The organism is Aliikangiella coralliicola, assembly GCF_007004725.1.
Taxonomy (GTDB): domain Bacteria; phylum Pseudomonadota; class Gammaproteobacteria; order Enterobacterales; family Kangiellaceae; genus Aliikangiella; species Aliikangiella coralliicola.
The window spans coordinates 55,188-76,188 of record NZ_ML660173.1; the positions used below are offsets into that span (position 1 = coordinate 55,188).

At 40.6% G+C, this 21,001-nt stretch carries 6 protein-coding genes; all 6 read left to right on the plus strand.

Features of this window, described 5'->3' with window-relative positions:
• The first annotated feature begins 278 nt into the window (after positions 1 to 278).
• Entirely contained in the window at positions 279 to 1,118 is an 840-nt protein-coding gene (locus tag FLL46_RS26090) for an alpha/beta fold hydrolase (protein ID WP_142935249.1), read from the plus strand.
• Positions 1,093 to 2,613, plus strand: a complete 1,521-nt coding sequence (locus FLL46_RS26095; RefSeq protein WP_142935250.1) for an amino acid adenylation domain-containing protein — start codon at positions 1,093 to 1,095, stop codon at positions 2,611 to 2,613. The genes FLL46_RS26090 and FLL46_RS26095 overlap by 26 nt, the downstream gene beginning before the upstream one ends.
• Positions 2,614 to 2,630: 17 nt before the next feature.
• A complete protein-coding gene (locus tag FLL46_RS26100) occupies positions 2,631 to 2,891 on the plus strand; it encodes an acyl carrier protein (RefSeq protein ID WP_142935252.1) in 261 nt (86 codons plus the stop codon).
• A gap of 46 nt (positions 2,892 to 2,937) precedes the next feature.
• Positions 2,938 to 3,855 (plus strand): chlorinating enzyme, encoded by a 918-nt coding sequence (locus tag FLL46_RS26105; RefSeq protein ID WP_142935254.1) that lies wholly within the window; start codon positions 2,938 to 2,940, stop codon positions 3,853 to 3,855.
• Positions 3,856 to 4,001: 146 nt separating this feature from the next.
• The gene (locus FLL46_RS26110) at positions 4,002 to 11,477 is read left to right on the plus strand and encodes a non-ribosomal peptide synthetase (RefSeq protein ID WP_142935256.1); all 7,476 of its coding nucleotides are present in this window, start codon (positions 4,002 to 4,004) and stop codon (positions 11,475 to 11,477) included.
• Between the two features lie 375 nt (positions 11,478 to 11,852).
• Complete coding sequence (locus tag FLL46_RS26115) at positions 11,853 to 20,852, plus strand: non-ribosomal peptide synthetase (protein ID WP_142935258.1); 9,000 nt, start codon at positions 11,853 to 11,855, stop codon at positions 20,850 to 20,852.
• The last annotated feature ends 149 nt before the right edge of the window (positions 20,853 to 21,001 follow it).

Genomic DNA, 21,001 nt, shown 5'->3' on the forward strand with positions numbered 1-21,001 from the left:
TGGCTTGGGGAAAACAAGCGAAATGTAAGTGGCTAAGCGTCAAGTAATTTTCTCGTATTTCGTTAGTTTTCCAAGCTTTCATTATTACAACTTTCGGTAGCTTTATGACCATTGAATTATCTCACGAAACCTTGGCAGAGTTGTAAGAATCATTAGTTATGACGCGGTAGAAAATTAGTTGTAAGGGATAATCGCCACGCTGGCTTTAACGACTAAAGGTAATGATGTCGACTTGATGAAATATGGAAATGTAAAAGAAGAAAAAGGTAGGTAAATTCATGCAAGAGAAAAAAATCCAAAGCCATGATGGCTTCGAGCTCAATTATGCTGTCAGTGAATCGCAACCGGGAAAGCCCTGGATCGCACTGATCATTCCATTCGGTCTTAAGTTATCGATGGCAAAACACTTTTTCGATTTTTTCGGACCTGGTTATAACGTTATTACCTGGGAAACTCGTTCGATTTTAGATTCGGAAGATCGTGGAGTTACAGAGAATGAATTCGATATCGAAAACCATATTCTAGACTTACGCACGATACTTACTGAATGCCCTGTAAAAAAATTTATAATGGTTGGTTATTGCTCTGGAGCAGGACTTGCTCTGGCTGCGGCGAATCGCTTTCCTCAATTAATCGATGATCTCATCCTGGTTCATGGCGAATATACAATGCTAAATGACGCTGCGTGTACGACCCAGTTCGCAATGGAAATCGATAGTTTATTGTCGCTTGCAGCAAGCGACGAAGAACATTTAAAGCTAGTTTTTGAAAAAATAAAAAGTCAGAGATTTGAAGAAAGTGCCAACCGACCTGATGGAATCGACCTACCATTTACTGAATTGGCTTATTTGCGGCGCTATGCGGCAAACTACCTCGCATACAAAGATGTCAACTTTGAAAAACTAGCTCGTTTTGTCGCGCATAAAACGCTGTTGATAAGCGGTGAGCGTGATGTGCAAGCTAATGCGACTAGTACAGAAAAAATTCACGAACTCATGCCAAATTCGGAAGTTTACATCGATCCGGAAGCTGATCATTACGGCATTTTAAGAGAAGACTCGAGTGTGATGGTGACCATTTGGAATTACCTGTGTGTCGAAAAATCAAATGCCGCCTAATAAGATGATAAGCATCCATAAAGTTTTTGAGCATCTAGCAAGGCAAAGCCCAAATGGTTTGGCTATCAGATTTTCGGGCCAGGATATTACCTATAAGGATTTGAATGAGAGAGCGAACTATTTGGCAAAATATCTTCAAGGTATTGGGGTTCAACACAGTGACATAGTTGCAATTGCTTTTAGTCATTCGGCAGAGTTAATTATTTCGATGTTAGCAATATTAAAGTGCGGAGCAGCGTATCTGCCAATTGACGATGCAAGCCCGGCCTCAAGAAACAAGGCAATCTTAGAGACCGCAAAAGTTAAAGTTATAATTTCAAAAGACGCTTCTTGTAACGACTATTCAAATGGATTGAAGTCGCTGATAGCTAATGAAAGTTCGTTGTTTAATTCTAATCTCGAAGAATTTAATAGCTATTCTTCAGCAGAAGACGATGGTGCATATGTCATGTTTACTTCAGGTTCCACAGGAGCACCTAAAGGTGTTTTGGTACCGCACCGTGCAGTGATCAGGTTAGTCAGAGAGACGAACTATATTCAAATTAAGATGTCGGACCGAATTTTACAATTTGCACCACCTTCGTTTGATGCTTCGACCTTTGAAGTGTGGGGAGCATTGCTTAACAGTGCAACATTGGTTCCTTATTCTGGCACTGTAGTCGATCCAAATGTTCTAAAAAGCGATATCAGGAATAATGAGGTAACAATCCTTTGGCTGACAGCTGCGTTGTTTCACCTGGTTACCGATAAGTTTATTGAAGCACTGGAACCCTTGCGCGTGTTGTTAGCAGGAGGAGACGTTCTTAATCCCAAGTACGTTAACAAAGTTTTGGATACCTTTCCAAATATAACAGTTATTAACGGCTATGGACCGACAGAGAATACCACTTTTACATGTTGTCATTTAATGACTTTGGAGAATAAACCTTCCGGCAATGTGCCCATCGGAAAGGCGATCTCAGGCACGACACTTCATATACTTGACGACGCTTTTAACATTGTTGAGAGTGGACAGGTAGGCGAGTTATACGTTAGTGGGCCAGGTGTCGCACTTGGGTATCTGAATGAAGAAAACCAAGGAGATGCCTTTTTTATTAACAAAGACATATCGCCCGACTTGATCTATCGAACCGGGGATCTGGTGAAGGAAAATGCTAACGGAGAATTGGCGTTTATCGGTAGAAAAGATAATCAGGTGAAAATTCGAGGTTATCGTGTTTCTCTAGAGGAAATCAAGACTCATATTGTTGAGTTAGAAAATGTTAGCGACGCACTCGTGATTACTAAAAAATTTTCGTCGGGGGATCAATTATTGGTGGCTCACATTCAAACTACTGAAGGCCTTGAACCCGACATAAAAAAGATGAAAGCAAGCCTTGAACTAGTTATTCCTAAATACATGATTCCGGATCAATTCGTTTTTAATTCCCAATTACCAATCAATGATAATGGGAAAATAGATACCAGAAAATTCTTAAGCACAATAGAAGGGTGAGAATAGGGAGAAATAAAATGATAGAAGGTTCAATTAGCAGCAAGATACTAGGTTTTTTCAGAGAAAAAGAAATCATGAAAGACCTGACTGAAGACGAAGATTTTTTCGAGCTTGGCGTGTCTTCATTGACAGTTGTAGAGCTACAAATAGTGATTGAAAAGGCTCTAGGGCTTGAGGTTTCAACGAGCAAACTGATGGGAGCTCCGACAGTAAAAGAATGGGTTGAAGTATACGAAGAAAAAGCACGTGAACTTTCAGTAGAAGAGTCTAGTGTTTAAGTTTTTTGATTTTTAATATTCAAATTAATCGAGGGTGGGTCTTGTTATGGATAAAAAATATGGTTTGAGTGAAGATGAGCTAGCGGCATTTAGAAAAAATGGTTACATCGGCCCATTTGATCTTTATAGCCCTGAAGAGATTGGAGAAACCTATAAGAAGCTCAGGCCGCAAATGTTTGATAGAGAATTCGCGGTTTACGACTTAGATCATACCAGCTTGCTGGCAGGTTATGATCGACATTTAGACATTGATTTCTTTAGTCAGCATATCATGCAAAGACGAATTCTCGACAAATTGGAAAGCATTTTAGGGCCTGACATTTTATGCTGGCGTTCAGAGTTGTTTCCCAAATACCCTGGCGATGAAGGTACCGACTGGCATCAGGCCGATACTTTTGCCCACGCTTCAGGCGCACCACAAATAGAATGGCCCAGCTCTGAGTTCGGCGGTGCCGTTACTGTTTGGACTGCGGTAACCGAAGCTAACGAGGAAAATGGATGTCTCAGGTTCATTCCCGGTACGCAAGAAGAAATGTTTTATGACGAGTCGAAAGAAATGGCTTATAAGCCAGAAGAAGTCAATAAGCTTGAAAAGGACGGAATTAAAAGAGGTTTTTTTGGATATGACTATCGAAATTTACAAAAAGATCCTAGCTTTGTGCCTGATGAATCAGCAGCCGCATCAATAACGATGAAAGCAGGGCAATTTGTCATTTTTTGGTCGACTTTAATGCATTCATCTTTCCCGAATACGACAACAAACAAAACCCGTTTAGGCTTTACTGCGAGATATGTACCCACTTGTGTAAAGGTCTATCCAGATACAGATACTGTTGATGAATATGGAACGGTTTTGTCACTTGAAAAATATGGAACAGTATTAGTTTCTGGGGAAGATGATTATCAACACAATAAAATACTAAACTCGAATACAAGAGGTTACGTATTTGCTTCTGAAGACTAGTGACTGAAATCCTCCATTTCGATTGACTTAATAGTTCAGATGTTTAGATTCATCGAAATATTGGAAACTCGCACCTTTTGTTAAACGTGAGAAAAACTTGACCTTTTTTACTGAATATATGCCATTGAAAAAATTGAGGTATTTGGATGTTATCGAAAGATATATCTGAGCCAGAAATCTCCAGGCTATCTCCACAACAGGCTCGGCTTAGTTCTTTTTCTTCGGAGAGCAGAAAGAGTTTAATGTGTGAATGTGAATGGGAAATGCCCTGGCATTCTTCATTAGAGTCTCTTCAAACTCAGCTAGTCAGTCGGATGGAGGAGTTCGAAATATTTCGAACAAAAATACAACGCCACGCTAACGGAGAAAATGTCCAGGTAATTGCCCCTCAAGTTCAAATGCAGTTGGAGCTCAGTAACGAGATTAGTGTACAGGAACTATTGCAAAAAAAAGAAAGCTTACGTCGAAATACTATTGAAAGTGATGACCGCCGAGTTGGTCTGTACATTTATCAGTCGAGTGAAAAACTCTGCGGAATATACTTTGTGGCGCCGCCGGAAATCGTTGATTTAGAAACAGTACAGTTATTAGCCAGGTCTATTGACGGACGGCCTGAAAACTGTATTCAAAGCGGACAAGAAGGCATTTTGCAGTATGCCGATCTATCTGAATGGCTAAATCAATTACAGGATGAAGAACTCGGAAAAGAAGGCCTCAAGTATTGGAGAAAACTAGATTGTCCAACCATTGGAAGTCAACCGCTATTGGATGGAAAAGTACTTAAGTCAGAGCCTCATTTTAGTTCTGTTGTAACTGCCGATTATTTATTGTCATGTGATAACTTTTCGGACCAAAGTAAGTTAAACGAAGATTTATTCTTAAGCATCTGGGTTCTTTGCATTGCAAAGCTTTCAAGCTGTGAAAGAGTCTCTGTTGGCAAGTTGTGTTCCGGGCGAACTCTCGATGATCTTAAAGACGCAATTGGTAATCTGAGTTTAACACTACCGATTTCTTTTGAGTTCGATTGGATGAGTACATTCGAGGAATTTCTTAATAATATTACTGCTACAGTATCGGAAGGTGAGCAATACCAGGAATGCTTTAGATGGAATGAACTTAAAAGTGCCGATGCTAGCAACGCGAGTTCTTATTGTTTTAACAGTTTTGAATTTCACGATCTAGATAGCAAGGAACAAGGTATTGCGAGTACTAAATGGATAAAGGCAATATTTCAAGTTGAGCCTTACTTACTTAAGTGCAGTATTAAAAAGTATAATCAAAAAACTTACTTGAGTTTTTCGTATAATCCAGACCTCTATTTCTCAGAGACTATTGAACATTTGAAAGAACGTTATATTAAAGTTCTTAACCAGGTTCGATCAAACTTTAATGTAAAGCTGTCACAACTCGACCTGACATTACCCTGGGAGAGAGAAAACCAGCAGAACTGGAATCTTACAAGTCGGCATTTCGAACAGCTAATACCTTTCCATCAACTTTTTGAAAAGCAAGCAGGCGATACACCCGAGAATACCGCTGTTGTTTTTCAGGAACACAAGCTTTCATATACCGAATTAAACGCAAAGGCAAACCAGTTTGCACGTTTGCTGATTGATAGAGGAGTGAGTTTAGGTGACTACGTTGGTGTTTCATTAGGCCGCTCAATTGATCTGGTGGTGGCATTGTTAGGCATATTGAAAGCTGGTGCAGCCTATGTCCCGATTGACCCTGAGTATCCTGCAAAGAGAATCAGCTACATAGCAGATAACTCAGCGATTAAACTGACGATCGTGAACAGCCGGTCTGGTAATCTTTTTAACTTCAATGAAACGCTCAATTTAGATGATATTGGCGAGCAAATAAAGAAGTACCCAAATAATAATCTTCAGCTTTCGGTATTAAGTGAGCAAGCGGCTTATACGATTTATACCTCCGGATCGACGGGCGTACCAAAAGGAGTCGTTATTTCTCACCGAAGTCTTTATAACTACGTTAAATGGGCGGGTGTTGAATATGAGCTAGCTGAGGGTAATGGTTCTCTTGTTCATTCCTCAATCAGTTTCGATCTAACGGTTACCAGTCTCTTAGCGCCGCTTTCTGTAGGTCAGTCGGTTATTCTTATTCCAGAGGAAGAAGGGATTGAAGGTTTGATAAATCGCCTGTCAAAAAACAACAATTATACGTTGTTGAAAGTTACACCTTCGCATCTGGAAATGCTTAATGCGGCTCTCTCTCACGAGAACATGAAAAATGCGGTCAGGGTGATAGTCGTCGGTGGTGAGGCACTTAGTTGGCATAGAATTAATCCATGGTTGATAAATAATCCAGGGATGACAATCGTCAACGAATATGGTCCAACAGAAGCGACAGTCGGTTGTTGTATTGAAAAAATACGGCAACATGATCCAGCTTTAACCGGGATGGTGCCAATTGGCAAACCCATACACAACACGAAACTCCACGTTCTGGATCAATCGCAAAACGAAGTGCCGATAGGTGTTATCGGCGAACTCTATATTGAAGGGATGGGACTAGCGCTCGAATACCATAATCGCCCCGATATGACCGAAAAGGCATTTATTCTTATGGGGCGCAAGGCTGACCAAAAACTTTATCGTACGGGAGATCTGGCTAAATATCTTGAAGATGGTCGTCTGAGTTTTGAAGGGCGATGTGATGAACAGGTTAAGTTACGTGGATACAGGGTTGAGCTTGGGGAAATCGAAGCGATTTTGCAGAACAGTAGAGGAGTCGAAGAAGTTGTTGTTCGATTACTAGAGTCTGGAAACAAGAAGACTGGAATCCAAAATAGCGAAACCGAAAATATTGAAACTCCGCAAAATGGAAGATTGGGGCTTGTTGCTTATATTGTAAAAAGCGAAGTTAAGATTCCTGATTTGTTCACAACTTTAAAGCGGAGGTTGGCCGAAAGCATCCCAGAATATATGATCCCGGTCCATTGGGTCGCGCTGGATTTCTTGCCATTAAATAAGCATGGAAAACTAGATAAAGAAAAACTACCTTTGCCTCAGAATAAACAAGCTTATGTATCAGCACGGACTAATACTGAACAAGCACTTGTTAACTTATGGCAGCGCTTCCTTGGCGCCGAAAGGATCGGTGTAAAGGATAACTATTTTGAGCTGGGGGGAGATTCTATTCGGAGTATCAGTTTGATTTCAGCTGCCAGAGAACAAGGTATCGTATTCACTCTCAATCAGCTTTTTAGCAACCCTACCATTGCAGAACTGGTTCAGGTGATTGGTGAAAGTAATGAGGCTGAAGAAGAATGCCATACTCTACCATTTGAAATGATAACCTTGGATTGCCGTGCGCGTCTTCCTGATACAGTCGAGGATGCCTATCCGCTGACGACACTTCAACAGGGAATGATTTATCACAACCAGTTTTACGAGGATGAGAAGTTATATCATGACATCTTTAGCTATCGCTTAATGCTTCCAGAAAACTTGAAAGTCGACCACTTGGTGATTAGAAAAGCTTATCGGCATATTTTACGAAAACACCCGGTCTTACGGACGACCTTTTCTCTGTCGGAATTTGAACATCCTTTGCAATTGGTCCATAAAAGAGGAAATGAAGAAAGCTTGGTGATTCGAGACCTTAAAGGTCTAAATGACGAACGGCAACAAGCAGAAATTGAACTCATGATACAGCGCGAAAAGGAAACCGGGTTCGATATTTCTGAACTACCTTTAGTGCGATGTTTTATTCACTTGCTTTCCGACAGAGAAATTCAGTTTTCAATAAGTTTTCACCACTCTATTATTGATGGTTGGAGTGATGCAATTTTATTAACCGAGTTGTTAACGGCAATCATTAGTTTGTCTCAAGAAAAAGAGCTTCCAGAACGAACTCTTTCATCGAAGTTTAGCGATTTCGTTAAGCTTGAGCTAAGTGCTCTCGATGACCCTGAGTTCAAGCAGTTTTGGCGAGATAAGCTGAAAGATCTGAGTTATACCTCTATACCGGCCCTTAAGAATGTATCTAGAAATAAAGTAACCAGTAAAGTTCATAGTCAACAAATTGTTATCGAGGAGCCTGTTTCTAATAATTTAAAGGCTATCGCAAAAACAATCGGTGTTCCATTGAAGACACTGCTTTTAACGGCCCATATGAGAGTCTTGAACTTAATAGCTGCTCAAGATGACATAACCACTTGCCTGGTTTCTGCCGGCAGACCGGTGAGTGAGGATGGTGATCAAGTTTTGGGGCTTTTTATTAATAGTATTCCTTTAAGAATTAAGTTTGGAGGGCTACGCAAAGCGACTTGGCGGAAATTGATTGAGGAAACGTTTTCCGAAGAAAATCAATGTATGAAATATCGCCGTTACCCTTATGGAAAAATGAAAACCTTTACTGGATTAGATTCCGTTTCTGATGCGCTGTTTTACTTCACTGACTATCACAATCTTGAGGGAATTTATCAGCAGACAGGGATCAAACTCTTGGAAACGAGACCGTATGAACGTAGTAGTTTCCCGTTAGTCGTTCATTTTAATATTGATCCTGAATCAAAGTTACTAACTGGTGAAGTAGAGTGTAACGCCAGTCAGTTTACCGCTGAGCAGAATGAGTGTTACAGCTTATTGTTTGCGGAGTTGTTAGAGGAAATTAGCCAGTCAGTTGATTGCGAGTTTGATTCAGTTTATAGCTGTTCGACTCGACAATATTTAGAGTCTGAGTTATGCGCAAAGAGAGGCTCGGTTTTCTATTCTGACCTCATTCAATGGAGAAAAGACTATTGGTTAAACCAACCGGGTTCTAAAAAACTCTCGTATTGGGAAAAGCGGTTGTCGAATTGTCCCAAACCGCCACACTTACCCCTTGTTGGTAAAAGCTATCAAGTTAAGGGCTTCATTGAAAAAAGTGTTGCGAGCATTTTAGAAAGTGATTTATCCAAGAAAATTGAGTCAATTTGTAACGAATACCAAATTTCAGATTTAATGTTATTTGAATGTTTATTTTCGATACTACTCTGTCGGCATGGTAACGAGGATAAAGTACTTATTCGCCGCGTAGAAAATAGTCTTAATGTAAAAGCCAGTGACGCTCTTGTACTGAAACTAATCAGTACCATCGCCATTCGAACTGATATAAACAGCAAACTTAGTTTTACAGCATTGATCAAAAAGCATATTGAGGAGTCAAAACGAGATCTTCCGTATCGTGATTTGTCATTTGAATCAATCATTGCTCATATGAAAGATTCTAACTCACGCGAGGAGTTATCTAACTGCCGGATCTTTCTCAATTTGGACCATAAAGTAACCGATCCCGAAGTTTCTCAACGTGTTATTTATCTACCTGGTCAACAGGAAAAGATTAAGGCTAAGTTTAATTTGTGGTTAAGTATTCAGCGTGAGGATAATGAAAATAAATACAATTTAAGCCTAGCCTATAACGGTGCTTTATATTCCGAGTCTGGAATGCAGCTTATCGTTGATGGTTTTGCGCTGCTGCTTCATCAGATCTCGGCTAATGCTGATAGAAATGTTTATTCTTACTCAATACTTCCTCATCAGGAAGAACGCAGGATGTTTGCGCGATCCTGCAATGAAGAAGCTAATCAGCAGCATGAGCTTTGTGTGCATCAACTATTTGAGAAACAAGCTGGTTTGCATCCTGAAAGAGTCGCCGTTGTTGAACAGGAACTCGAACTCTCCTATCGACAACTCAACGATAAAGCGAATCGCCTCGCTAATTATCTCGTTGGAACAAGAATGGTCAAACCCGGTGAGATAGTTGGTTTATTTTTAAGTGGTTCAACAAGTTTTGTAACTTCTTCAATTGCTTTGTTAAAAGCCGGCTGTGCCTTCCTGCCGATGGATCCCGATTATCCAGCTTCGCGAATTGAGTATATGGTTGAGGACGCTAATTTAGCCGTGATAATAACTGACCAAGAGCTAGCTGCGCGGCTTCCCATTTATAGTGGCAAAGTCTTGTGTATCGACGAAGAGAACTTGCAGGGAGAGCTTCAGCAATCCTGTAGTGAAATTATTAATTTGGATACGGCTAAACTGGACCACGAAAAGCTGGCCTATGTGATATATACCTCTGGGTCAACAGGAAAACCTAAAGGGGTTATGGTTAAACACGGTCACTTATCAGGCCACATAAAAGGGATGATGAGTTTCTACGAGTATTCTAAAGAGGATAGAGTACTGCAATTTTCTACTGTTGGTGTGGACGCGACTCAAGAGCAGATTTTTTGCGCACTGAGTGCCGGTGCGAGTTTGTGTATGTACAATCAGGGGATAATGCAGGGAAGCGATTTTGATTATTTTTGCAGCGAAAACAATATTACTATTCTGGACTTGCCACCTGCTTATATTTCCGCGCTTTTCGAAGAAAAGTCGTCACCGTTCGAATATTTGAGAAATGATATTCGTCTACTAATACTTGGGGGAGAGAGGTTAAGTCTGCAGACCTATCAGCATTTAAAAAAGGCTGGATTATCTTGTCGAGTTGTTAACGCTTATGGTCCAACGGAAACTGTCATTACATCGCTTGCTCATGGTTTCTTTCTAAATCAAACAATTAGTGAAAACGTGCCCAGTGTACCGATAGGTCGAGCCATGAAAGGTCGAGAGATGTATGTGCTCAATAAAGAATATGCGTTAGTACCTGACGGTGTTTCCGGTGAGCTTTTTATTGGCGGTAAATATCTGTCAAGCGGATACCTGAATCGTCCTGAATTAACTGATGATAGATTTGTTAAGAACCCATTTTCACAAAGCTCGAACGATTATATGTACAAAACTGGCGATATTGTTCGGTGGTGCGATAGCGATAACTTATGTTTTATAACACGTACTGATGATCAGGTCAGTATTCGTGGTTTTAGAGTTGAGCTGAGTGAAATTGAAAATGAAATTTGCAATCACCCTTTAGTTAGTTCTGGCGTTGTTTTGTTAAGATCTGATCAGACGCTCGGCGACAAGTTGGTTGCTTATATCGTGCTGGAACCCGAGCAGCACATTAACGTTATAAATGCTAGCGAAACGGCCGCTAATGATCAGGAGACCAACAAGAATATCGCTGAAAAGCGGAAGGTGAGCAATGAGCTGGAATTGTCAGATAGTCTTCGAGGCTTTTTACAGAGAAGGCTAGCGGACTATATGATTCCCAACTTTTATGTTTTTGTCGATGCCTTCCCTTTAACACCGTCGGGTAAGATAGATCGAGAGCAACTCCCTGAGCTAAATCTTGGTTCGGCTGATGATACATACATTCCACCGAGAAATGAGTTGGAGAACATTCTTTGTTCAGTTTGTCGACAAGTTTTGAAGGTTGATAGAGTCGGAATAAATAGTAACTTCTTTCATCTTGGAGGGGACTCTTTATCTTGTTTACAGTTTGTTTCCCGGCTGAGAGAAAAGAAAATTTACTTCAATGTGCGTGATGTTTTTGACACGCCAACCATTTCTAAGTTGTCTGAGAAAGTTGGTGCAGCGTCAGTTGCCAATGAAAACTCATCAAAATCTCATCAAGATGGAGATAGGTTTTCCAGGAAAATAACTAAGAGAATAACGGTGCGCTCATCAAAAGTTGTAAGGAAGCGAAATTCAACTGACAAATTGGTGTTGAAAATTAGTTAGCCTGAGTTTGGGATAAGAGGAAGCAGAAAATCCCAACTGATCAAATAATTACAAAGTTATCGTTATGTATTAATGGGGAAAATTTTTATAAAGGCTCGCCAGCGCGGGGAGCTGCCAATATCGTCATGCTGGATGGTTACTCTTATCCAGAATTCAGGTTAGTAAGTAAAAGTTAGTCTTTAATTTCCATTAAAAATCATCTCGCCTAAGTATTTTCATGGTTGATTAAAATAAGTTAAATGCAAAAAAAATATAATCATTCAAGTGTTTGCTCATTCCTTATCAGTATTTTTACTGGCCGGGTTTTTTATAACTATTGGTTTTACATGTCACAAATTGATCGTGTAATCCAACTGCGTCTAGGAGAAAATAACAATGGATAATGTTTTCCCTGCATCACCACAGCAAACTCGCTTGTGGAAGATCGTTAAAAAAGGAACAGGGGCTTTCCCGTTTTCGCAGTTGTTGATCTTATTCGAAAGACAACTCGATAGTAGCAAGTTATCAGAGTGTTTCGAGTTTTTGTTCGAGCAATATGAGATATTTAAAACAAGGCTAATTTGTCCGCAAGGAGAGACAGAACCATTTCAAAAAATAATCGAAAGAGGAGAGTTTAAAGTAGAGCATTATGACAAATTCTCACGAGCTACTTTGCAAGAACTCTTAAACAGTGGTGATATTCAACCTGATTTTAGCCAAAGCCCACCTTTTGAACCCTCACTTCAGTTGCAGTTTTATCGCGTTGAAGATGGAAGTACTGTTCTGGCCATCACAGCACCAGCCTATATTGCTGATACTTTGACACTGAAAAACCTGTTAGAAGAAGCTTCCAGTTTATATCTGGAATATCCCCTCAACGATCCGCTTGCTAAAAAAGATACTCAGGAAGTTTTACAATATGCGGACTTAGCTCAATGGCAGATTGAATTACTATCCTGCGATGAAGCGCTACAAGAGCGGTCACTATTTCGCGATAGAAATTTATCAACAAAAACTCCAGACAAGATACCATTTGACAAAGGTTATGATACTGAAGACCTGCTGAGAATAGATCGGTTTGATATCGACTTGCCCGAACAGTTGCACTCGAAAAGTAAAAGTCTAAGCAAAAACGATTGCGTCGTTCTCTGGAGTCTATTCCTGTTGAAATTAGGTCAATTTTCCAAGCTTTCAGTTGGTTTTTCTTTTTCAGGGCGGATTACTGACGAACTTAAAACATCGTGTGGTGCCTTCAGTAAAACGATACCTGTCGTGATTAATACATTCGGCAATACGAGTTTTGATGATGCCAAACAAGATATTCTATTGGACTACGAAGAGATATCTGACATTCAGGAGTACTTCAGTTGGGATATATTAGAGAACACTTCAGTTAAGGGTTTAGTATTTTCTCCCTATGCCTTCGAGTATTCAGAGTTATATCAAGATGCGTTTACTGCGGATATGAACGCGAGAGTTTTACGAACCACTAGCACCGCTGAACCTTTTAGTTTAAAGCTTTCAATTCAAGAGAATATTGATTCACTATCTTTTAGCCTGATATTTAATAAAGACAGCTTTGAGCTCTCGGACATAGAGTTGCTGAGCTCGAGATTTGTGAGGGTGTTGAGCCAAATCCTTCTAGAGGCAGAGGGAAAGAATCATACGCTTAACTTAATATCACGAGAAGAAACAGATAAACAAATCGAACAATGGAATCGTACTTCGCAGCAACCACAACCTTTTGATAGTTATCACTGCTGGTTTGAGCATCAGTCAGCTTTAACGCCGAATGCTATCGCGTTAGAGCATAATGGAATTGAGCTTACTTATAAAGCGCTAAACGAAAAGGCAAATCAGTTAGCATTTTATCTTCAATCAATCGGTCTAAAAGCTGGCGAGATTGTTGGGATATGCATGCATCGTAATTCTGAGATGGTGGTTGCTCTTTTAGGTGTACTCAAGGCCGGCGGAGCCTACCTCCCACTCGATATCAGCTATCCCCGTGCGCGGTTAAGATATATGATCAATGATGCTGCGGTAACAAAAATATTCGTTTCTAATGAACTATCATCAATTGTGGTCGAGCCTGACGCGCAACTCAATTTCCTTATGTGGGATCAAGTCGAAGCTGATTGTGCATCGATGGCAAAAACTAACCCGGCTAATCAGATTAAACCTCAAGATACGATTTATCTTATTTACACTTCAGGTTCCACCGGTAAACCGAAGGGGACAGTGATTACCCATGAAAGTGTTTTAAATTACATTAGTCACGCGATAACCAATTATAAAATAGCCGAGGGGAAGGGAAGTCTAGTCCACTCGTCCATTAGTTTCGACTTGACTGTAACCAGCCTGCTATGTCCACTAGTAATTGGCCAAAGAGCCATTTTAATTAAAGAAAAAGATGGTATTGAAGGACTAATTCAATTTTTGTCAACGGGCGATGACTATTCGCTTTTAAAACTGACCCCTTCACACCTTGAAGTTTTGAATTCTCGATTGTCTCATGAAGCGATGTCGAACTGTGTTCGTACTATTGTCATTGGTGGTGAATCTTTACTTGTGCGGCAGATAAAACCCTGGATAACTTACGCGACTAATACTCGGCTATTTAACGAATATGGGCCAACGGAAGCTACTGTTGGTTGTTGCGTAGAACAGATTGATCCGCTTGAGTACGATTTTGTAAATAGTGGTTTCGAGTCCAGTGTTTTTGATAACAATAATTATAAGAGTAACCGTTCAGTTGCAATCGGTCGTCCGATTTCAAATACTCGTTTATATGTTTTGGATGATTTAGGCAAAGTCGTCCCTATAGGGAATTCCGGCGAACTGCACATTGCTGGAACTGGACTTGCGAAAGGTTATCTAAATAATTCAACAGCAACCAATGAAGCATTTCTCAGTAAAATAGTAGCGGCTGGAAAGGAACCCGAACGCTTATACAGAACTGGTGACATTGTAAGATTCCGGTCTGACGGTCGGCTTGAGTTTCAAGGAAGATTAGATTATCAGGTTAAAATTAACGGTTACCGTGTTGAACTGGGAGAGGTTGAATCATCGATTTTACAATTATCGGGGGTGGATCGAGTTTGCGTAACGACCCGTTCAGCTGATGATGTAGCGAATACTGCTAAACAGTTGGTTGCCTATATTGTTCGGGAAAAAGAGATTGAGCATATCGGTTTTTCTCACAAAGAGCTTGAACAGCTGAAGCAAGAATTGTTGAAGATATTGCCTGACTATATGGTTCCAGACCTCTGGGTGTCGCTTGATGACTTACCCTTAAATGCGCACGGAAAAGTGGCGATAGAGGAATTACCTGACCCGGCACAGCGACGAGTTTATATCGAACCTGTGACTGCTGAGGAAATTGTCTTGTGTAACATATGGGAAAGCGTTTTAAACCGAGGCAAAAACGACGCGCAACCAATCGGTGTGGAAGATAATTATTTTGCTGCAGGAGGCGATTCCATTCGAAGCATCCAGGTTATCGCGTTGGCGAAAAAAGAGAATATAGAGTTCAACATCGAACAGATGTTTTCCTTTCCAACCATTAGAAGTTTATTGAAAAATTTATCTAAAAATAGCTTATCAAAAAATAACTTGTCTGAAGCGGAAAGTGAAGACAAAAAGCATGAAGGGTATTCACCATTTAGTCTGATCTCTGAGGCCGACAAACAGCGTGTACCAAAAGGAATTGAAGATGCATACCCCATAACGGTACTGCAAGGTGGAATGATTTACCACAATGAAATTGACGCGAAAGCCACCTCGGTCTACCACGATATTTTTAGTTATCGACTACGCTGTAAAGTTGATTTCTCGATTATGGAGAGAGTAGCGCGGGAGCTCTGTTTGCGACATCAGGTGCTTAGAACCACGTTTGATTTATCCAGTTTCAGCGAACCTTTGCAGTTAGTTCATCGAGAGCCTGCGAGAATCATCGAGTTTGAAGATATCAGTGAGCAAACGGCGACTCGACAAAATGAAATCATTCAAGACTGGATCACCAATGAAAAGTCGAGAGGATTTAATATCGGCCAACCGCCTTTAGCGAGATTTTATGTCCACAAACGGGGTAAAGACCTGATTCAATTTACGCTAAGTTTCCATCACTCCATCATAGACGGCTGGAGTGACGCAACTATGTTGAGCGAGCTTTTCATACAGTACCTGAATCTGGTCGAAGGCGAGCCGTTCGATATTCCTAAACCTGAAAAACAATTTTATGAGTATGTCAAATTGGAAAAGGAGGCAATTGACAATCAGGAATTTAGCGATTATTGGAGAGAATCTGTAATTGATAATTTCGAATTTACAAAGCTACCAAAAAATATATCTGACGGTAATGAATCCGTTGTTCATGTACAGCCTGTCAATATCGATTTGGTCTTATCCGATCAAATTAAGGCGTTGTCCTCAAAGATAAATGTGCCGGTTAAAAATATACTTTTGGCTGCGCATCTTAGAGTACTTAGTTTTCTATCCAATCAATCCGATGTTACCACCTGTATGGTTTCCTCAGGGCGACTGGAAACGGAAGAAGGCGATAAAATACTTGGCCTGTTTATTAACAGTATTCCGATGCGGATTAAGTTAACTGGAGATACATGGGCTAACCTTGCGAAAAATGTATTTGAGTTAGAAAAGAAGTCTTTACCATTTAGACGGTTTCCTTTAGGAAAAATGCGCGAAATGAACAATGGCAATCCCATTTCAGACTCGCTATTTTACTATACACACTATCATATTTTTGATAAAGCATTTGAAGCCGGAGAGCTTGAGTTTCAAGAGCTGATTCCACACGAAGTCTCCAGTTTTCCTTTTGTCGGAAACTTCCATATTGATCCAATGACCGATAGAGTTCACTGTAGTTTAGCGTGTTCAGGGAAGTGCTTTTCTAAACTGGCGGTCCAGGAGTTTTCTCTTATGTACCAAAATACACTGGAGAATATGGTAAATCAACCAGAAGGAAAATACCTGAACGCTCAATTGCTGGATAATGCCACGCAAAAGAAAATTCTCAGTGATGCTTGTGGGCCGACGAACGACAAGTTGAACTATGTACGTGTCGATAAACAATTTGAGAGAGCCGCGGCACAATTCCCGGAAAAAATAGCACTTAAAGTTAAAAACGAACAATATACCTATCAACAGCTCGAACAGATGTCAAACGCGTTTGCGCACTATTTATTATCCACTGGTGTTAAAAGTAACGACTCGATTGGTGTTTGTCTTGATCGGTCTGAAAAGATGATCGTTTCACTATTAGCAATATTGAAAATAGGCGCACATTATGTTCCTTTTGATTTAGGTTTGCCTCGTAATCGAGTTCTAAATATCACCGAATCTGTGAGTTTATCTTGCATGCTGACACTGTCTTCGAATGCCAGTGAGCTAGAAGGGGTCACTTCAAATATCATTTCATTGGACCAGTCCTGGGAAGAAATACTGGGCCATTCGGCAGAACCAATTCAACAAGAGCATTCAATTGATGACCTTTGTTATATTATTTTTACTTCTGGCTCTACCGGAAAACCTAAAGGTGTTCGAATTACTCAAAAGAGTGTCTCTAATTTCCTCGCAGCAATGGACCTGGAAATCGGCGAAGCCAAACCGGAAGATTCCTGGTTGGCATTAACTAACCTATCTTTTGATATTTCGGTATTAGAAATTTTCTGGAGTATAACTCGAGGTCTTACCCTGGTATTACAAACTATTGAAGATAGCAAATTAGTCAGTAGCCCAACTTCGAAGAAGCGCAGCGGACGTTGTCCGAAATTTAGTTTATTTTATTTTGCAGCAGACAGTAACTCTGTTAACCCTGGAAGCGAGAAATATGAATTGCTATTAGGCGGGTCCGGTTTTGCCGATGATAACGATTTTGAAGCTGTGTGGATACCAGAAAGACATTTTCATTCTTTTGGTGGGCTCTACCCGAACCCGGCGATACTGGCCGCAGCAGTCGCTTCAACAACGAATAAGGTTCACATCCGCTCAGGGAGCGTTGTATTACCAATTCACGATCCAATTAGAGTCGCAGAGGAATGGTCGGTGGTTGATAATCTTTCGAACGGTAGAATTGGACTTTCACTCGCGTCAGGGTGGCATGCAAATGATTTTGTTTTTGCGCCGGAAAATTATGAGAAACGGATCGAGGTGCTGCGCAGCGGGCTGAGTTTTATACATCGACTTTGGTCCGGTGAAAAACAAGTGATAGAAAGAAGTAATAAGGAATTTGAGGTTGAACTTTTTCCAAAACCGGTACAGTCAAAATTACCTTTCTGGTTTACTGCAGCTGGTAACCCAGCAACTTTTGAAGCTGCTGGTGCCGCTGGAGCCAATGTGCTCACCCATTTTCTTGGACAGTCGGAAGAGGACTTGATGGAAAAAATTCGATTATATCGAGCGGCAAGGGAAAAAGCTGGCTATGACCCTGATTCCGGACAGGTTTCTTTAATGATTCATACATTTGTCTGGGATGATACGGACGAAATTAAAGATATAGTGCAAGAGCCTCTCATTAATTATTTGCGCAATTCCGTCGGGCTCGCAAAAAGCCTGTTGAGTAATCTCGAGATGACTGAGAGTTTGTCAACAGAGGATCTCGGTGAGGTACTCAAGTTTGGCTTTGAACGCTATTATAATCAAAGCGGCTTGTTTGGCACTCCCACCCAATGCGCCCAAAAAATCGATCGGCTGACAACATTGGGGGTTGACGAGGTATGCTGTTTAATTGATTTCGGTATCGAAACAGATAAAGTCATGCGCGGCCTGGAATTTCTTAATAAAGCAAAGACGATTTTGAAAGCAGAAGAGTCAATTCAGGTTGATTATTCCATTACTGCTCAAATTAAGCGGCATAATATAACTCATATCCAAATGACGCCAGGCCTGGCTGCGTCAATCGCAAAACAAGAAAATGCATTGCAAGCGCTCTCCGGCATAAAAAAAATGTTAGTCGGTGGTGAGTCACTTCCTCAAAGTCTAGCTGACCGTCTACAACAAACGCTTCCACCAAAGACACTGATGAATATGTATGGTCCTACAGAAGCGACAATCTGGTCAACGGTAAAACAGTTTGAATCAGCAAATGATACAGTCACGATTGGTAAGCCAATCTTAAATACCACCGCATATATTTTAGGGCAAGAGATGCAATTACTTCCGCGGGATGTCTATGGTGATTTATATCTCGGTGGTGATGGAATTGCCGACGGCTATCAAAATTTGAAGGAGCAAACTCGTAGACGTTTTAAAAGAAATCCCTTTTCGCCTGATCCTGAATCGCGATTATATATGACCGGAGACGTTGCCAGGTTGAAGCAAAACGGCGAAATCGAGTTTTTAAATCGTGCTGATAATCAGATCAAATTGCGAGGGTATCGGATTGAACCGGGAGACATTGAAGCCGTCCTCAATAATCACGTTAGTATTTCAGAATCTGTTGTTTTGCCTTATTTCGACGAAGATAATAGTTTAATTTCAGGTTTGGTCGGATACTTGATCGTTAAGCCCGGTGTTGAATTTATTGAGCGTGATGTAAGGCAGTATCTAGTTCAAGAGTTGCCTGAATATATGCGCCCAACAATCATTCAAACTATTGATGTTTTCCCCAAAACAGCTAATGGAAAACTCGATCGTAATGCTTTTCCGGCTCCAAGGCTAACAGCAACTAATAAGAATCTAGTTAGAACTGAGGCAAGCAGTGATGTTGTAACACTTATTGCAAGTATCTGGGCAGAGGTGCTGAAGAGAGCGGAAATGCAACCTCACGATAATTTCTTTGAGCTCGGGGGCTTTTCCATCCAGGCTAGCCAGGCAATTGCACAGATGCGAAAGGTATTCCGCCTCGAAATTCCGTTGAAAAGTTTATTCGAAGCACCGACACCGGCATCATTCGCCCTATTTATTTCCAGTTTTTCATTAAATAAAAAGTCGGGCTTCGCAAGTATCGAAAAGCGAGCTAATTCGTCACCCTGTGAAATACTGTCCGCGTCGCAGCAGGGGATATGGTTTGCAGATGAGCTTTCTGGAAACCGTTCAATTTACAATGAGCCGGCAGTAATTAAAATTAGCGGAGATCTGGATGTCGATATATTGTGCAAAAGTTTCGATGAACTAGTGAAAGTGCATCAAACACTGAGGTTAAAGTTTTTTATCGACAACAATGTACCGGTGCAGCAGGTCGGAGAATATAAACCATTTGATATTGAGGTCATAGCTAAAAATGATACGCAAGATTGGTTGAGATTAGCTGAAGATGCTGTACGGAAACCCTTTAACCTCTCGGATGGATATCTGGCCCGCGCTATTTTAATTCCGCTGGACAAAGATACGCATATACTGGCGCTGGTACTGCATCACCTTATTTCAGATGGTTGGTCTCTTCGAGTTTTATTGCAAGATCTCACCCGTGTTTATCAATCCATAAAAGCTAATAGTAAAGCTCAATTAGAAGTGCCACAAATTGAATATCTGGATTATGTGAGCTGGCAAAATAAACTAGTCGAATCAGGTGCTTTTAATGAGTCATTAGATTACTGGCAAGAACGCTTAAGAAATCATCGGAAAACAGACTTAATCGTGCCGGATAACGAAAGAGGAAGAATTAGAGAATATAAAGGCGAGACTGAATTTTTCGAATTCGACATCGACCTCAGTAAGAAACTGAAAACTGTTAGCAAAGAACACCGCGTGACGCTTTTTATAACATTGATGACGTTGTTTAAGACCTTGTTATACGCCAGAAGTGGAAATAGAGAAATTGTTGTTGGCACCGATACCGCGAACCGTAGCCGTGTGGAAACGGAAAGGTTGATAGGGATTTTTGTCAATCAACTTGTGTTAAAAACTGACTTTTCAGCAGAGTCTACGATGAGTGAAATGCTTGAAACTATTCGCGAAAACTTTCTGGAAGGCTCTCTCCATCAAGATGCACCTTATGAGTTGATAATTGATAGAGTGCTCTCAAATAAAGTGAGAAGTGAAGCATCGATCTTTCAGGTAAAATTTGTATTTCAGGATAATGCGTTGTCTGAGTTCTCATTTGACCAACTCAAGTTTCAGCCTGTTGATATCATCAGAGGTACTTCGAAGTTTGAATTCCTTCTGAACGCTATCGACTCCGACGAAGGTATAAAATTTTCGGTCGAATATGACAGCAACTTATTTGAACAGTCGACTATTCTGAACATCATCCAACAATATCGACTACTCGCAAATTTATTGGTGTCTGGTACTGAGCAACGCCTTAGCTATTATGTTGATATCATCAAGAATGAAGCGGACAAAAGCAAAAAAGGCGAAGTTGAAAAGTTTCAAAATTCAAAAGCTGAATTGCTCAAGGGGATTCGAAAGGGCAGCCTGAAAAATAAAAACCTTTAGAAAAAGCTTATAGAAAAACAACTGAAAACTGCTCTTTATCACAACCTGATTTTTTATCATAACCTAATCTAGCCAAAACCAAACTAATGCGAAATAACCAATCTAAAATTAGCCCTCTTTCGGTCAAAAGAGTTCCATACTCGCCGCGC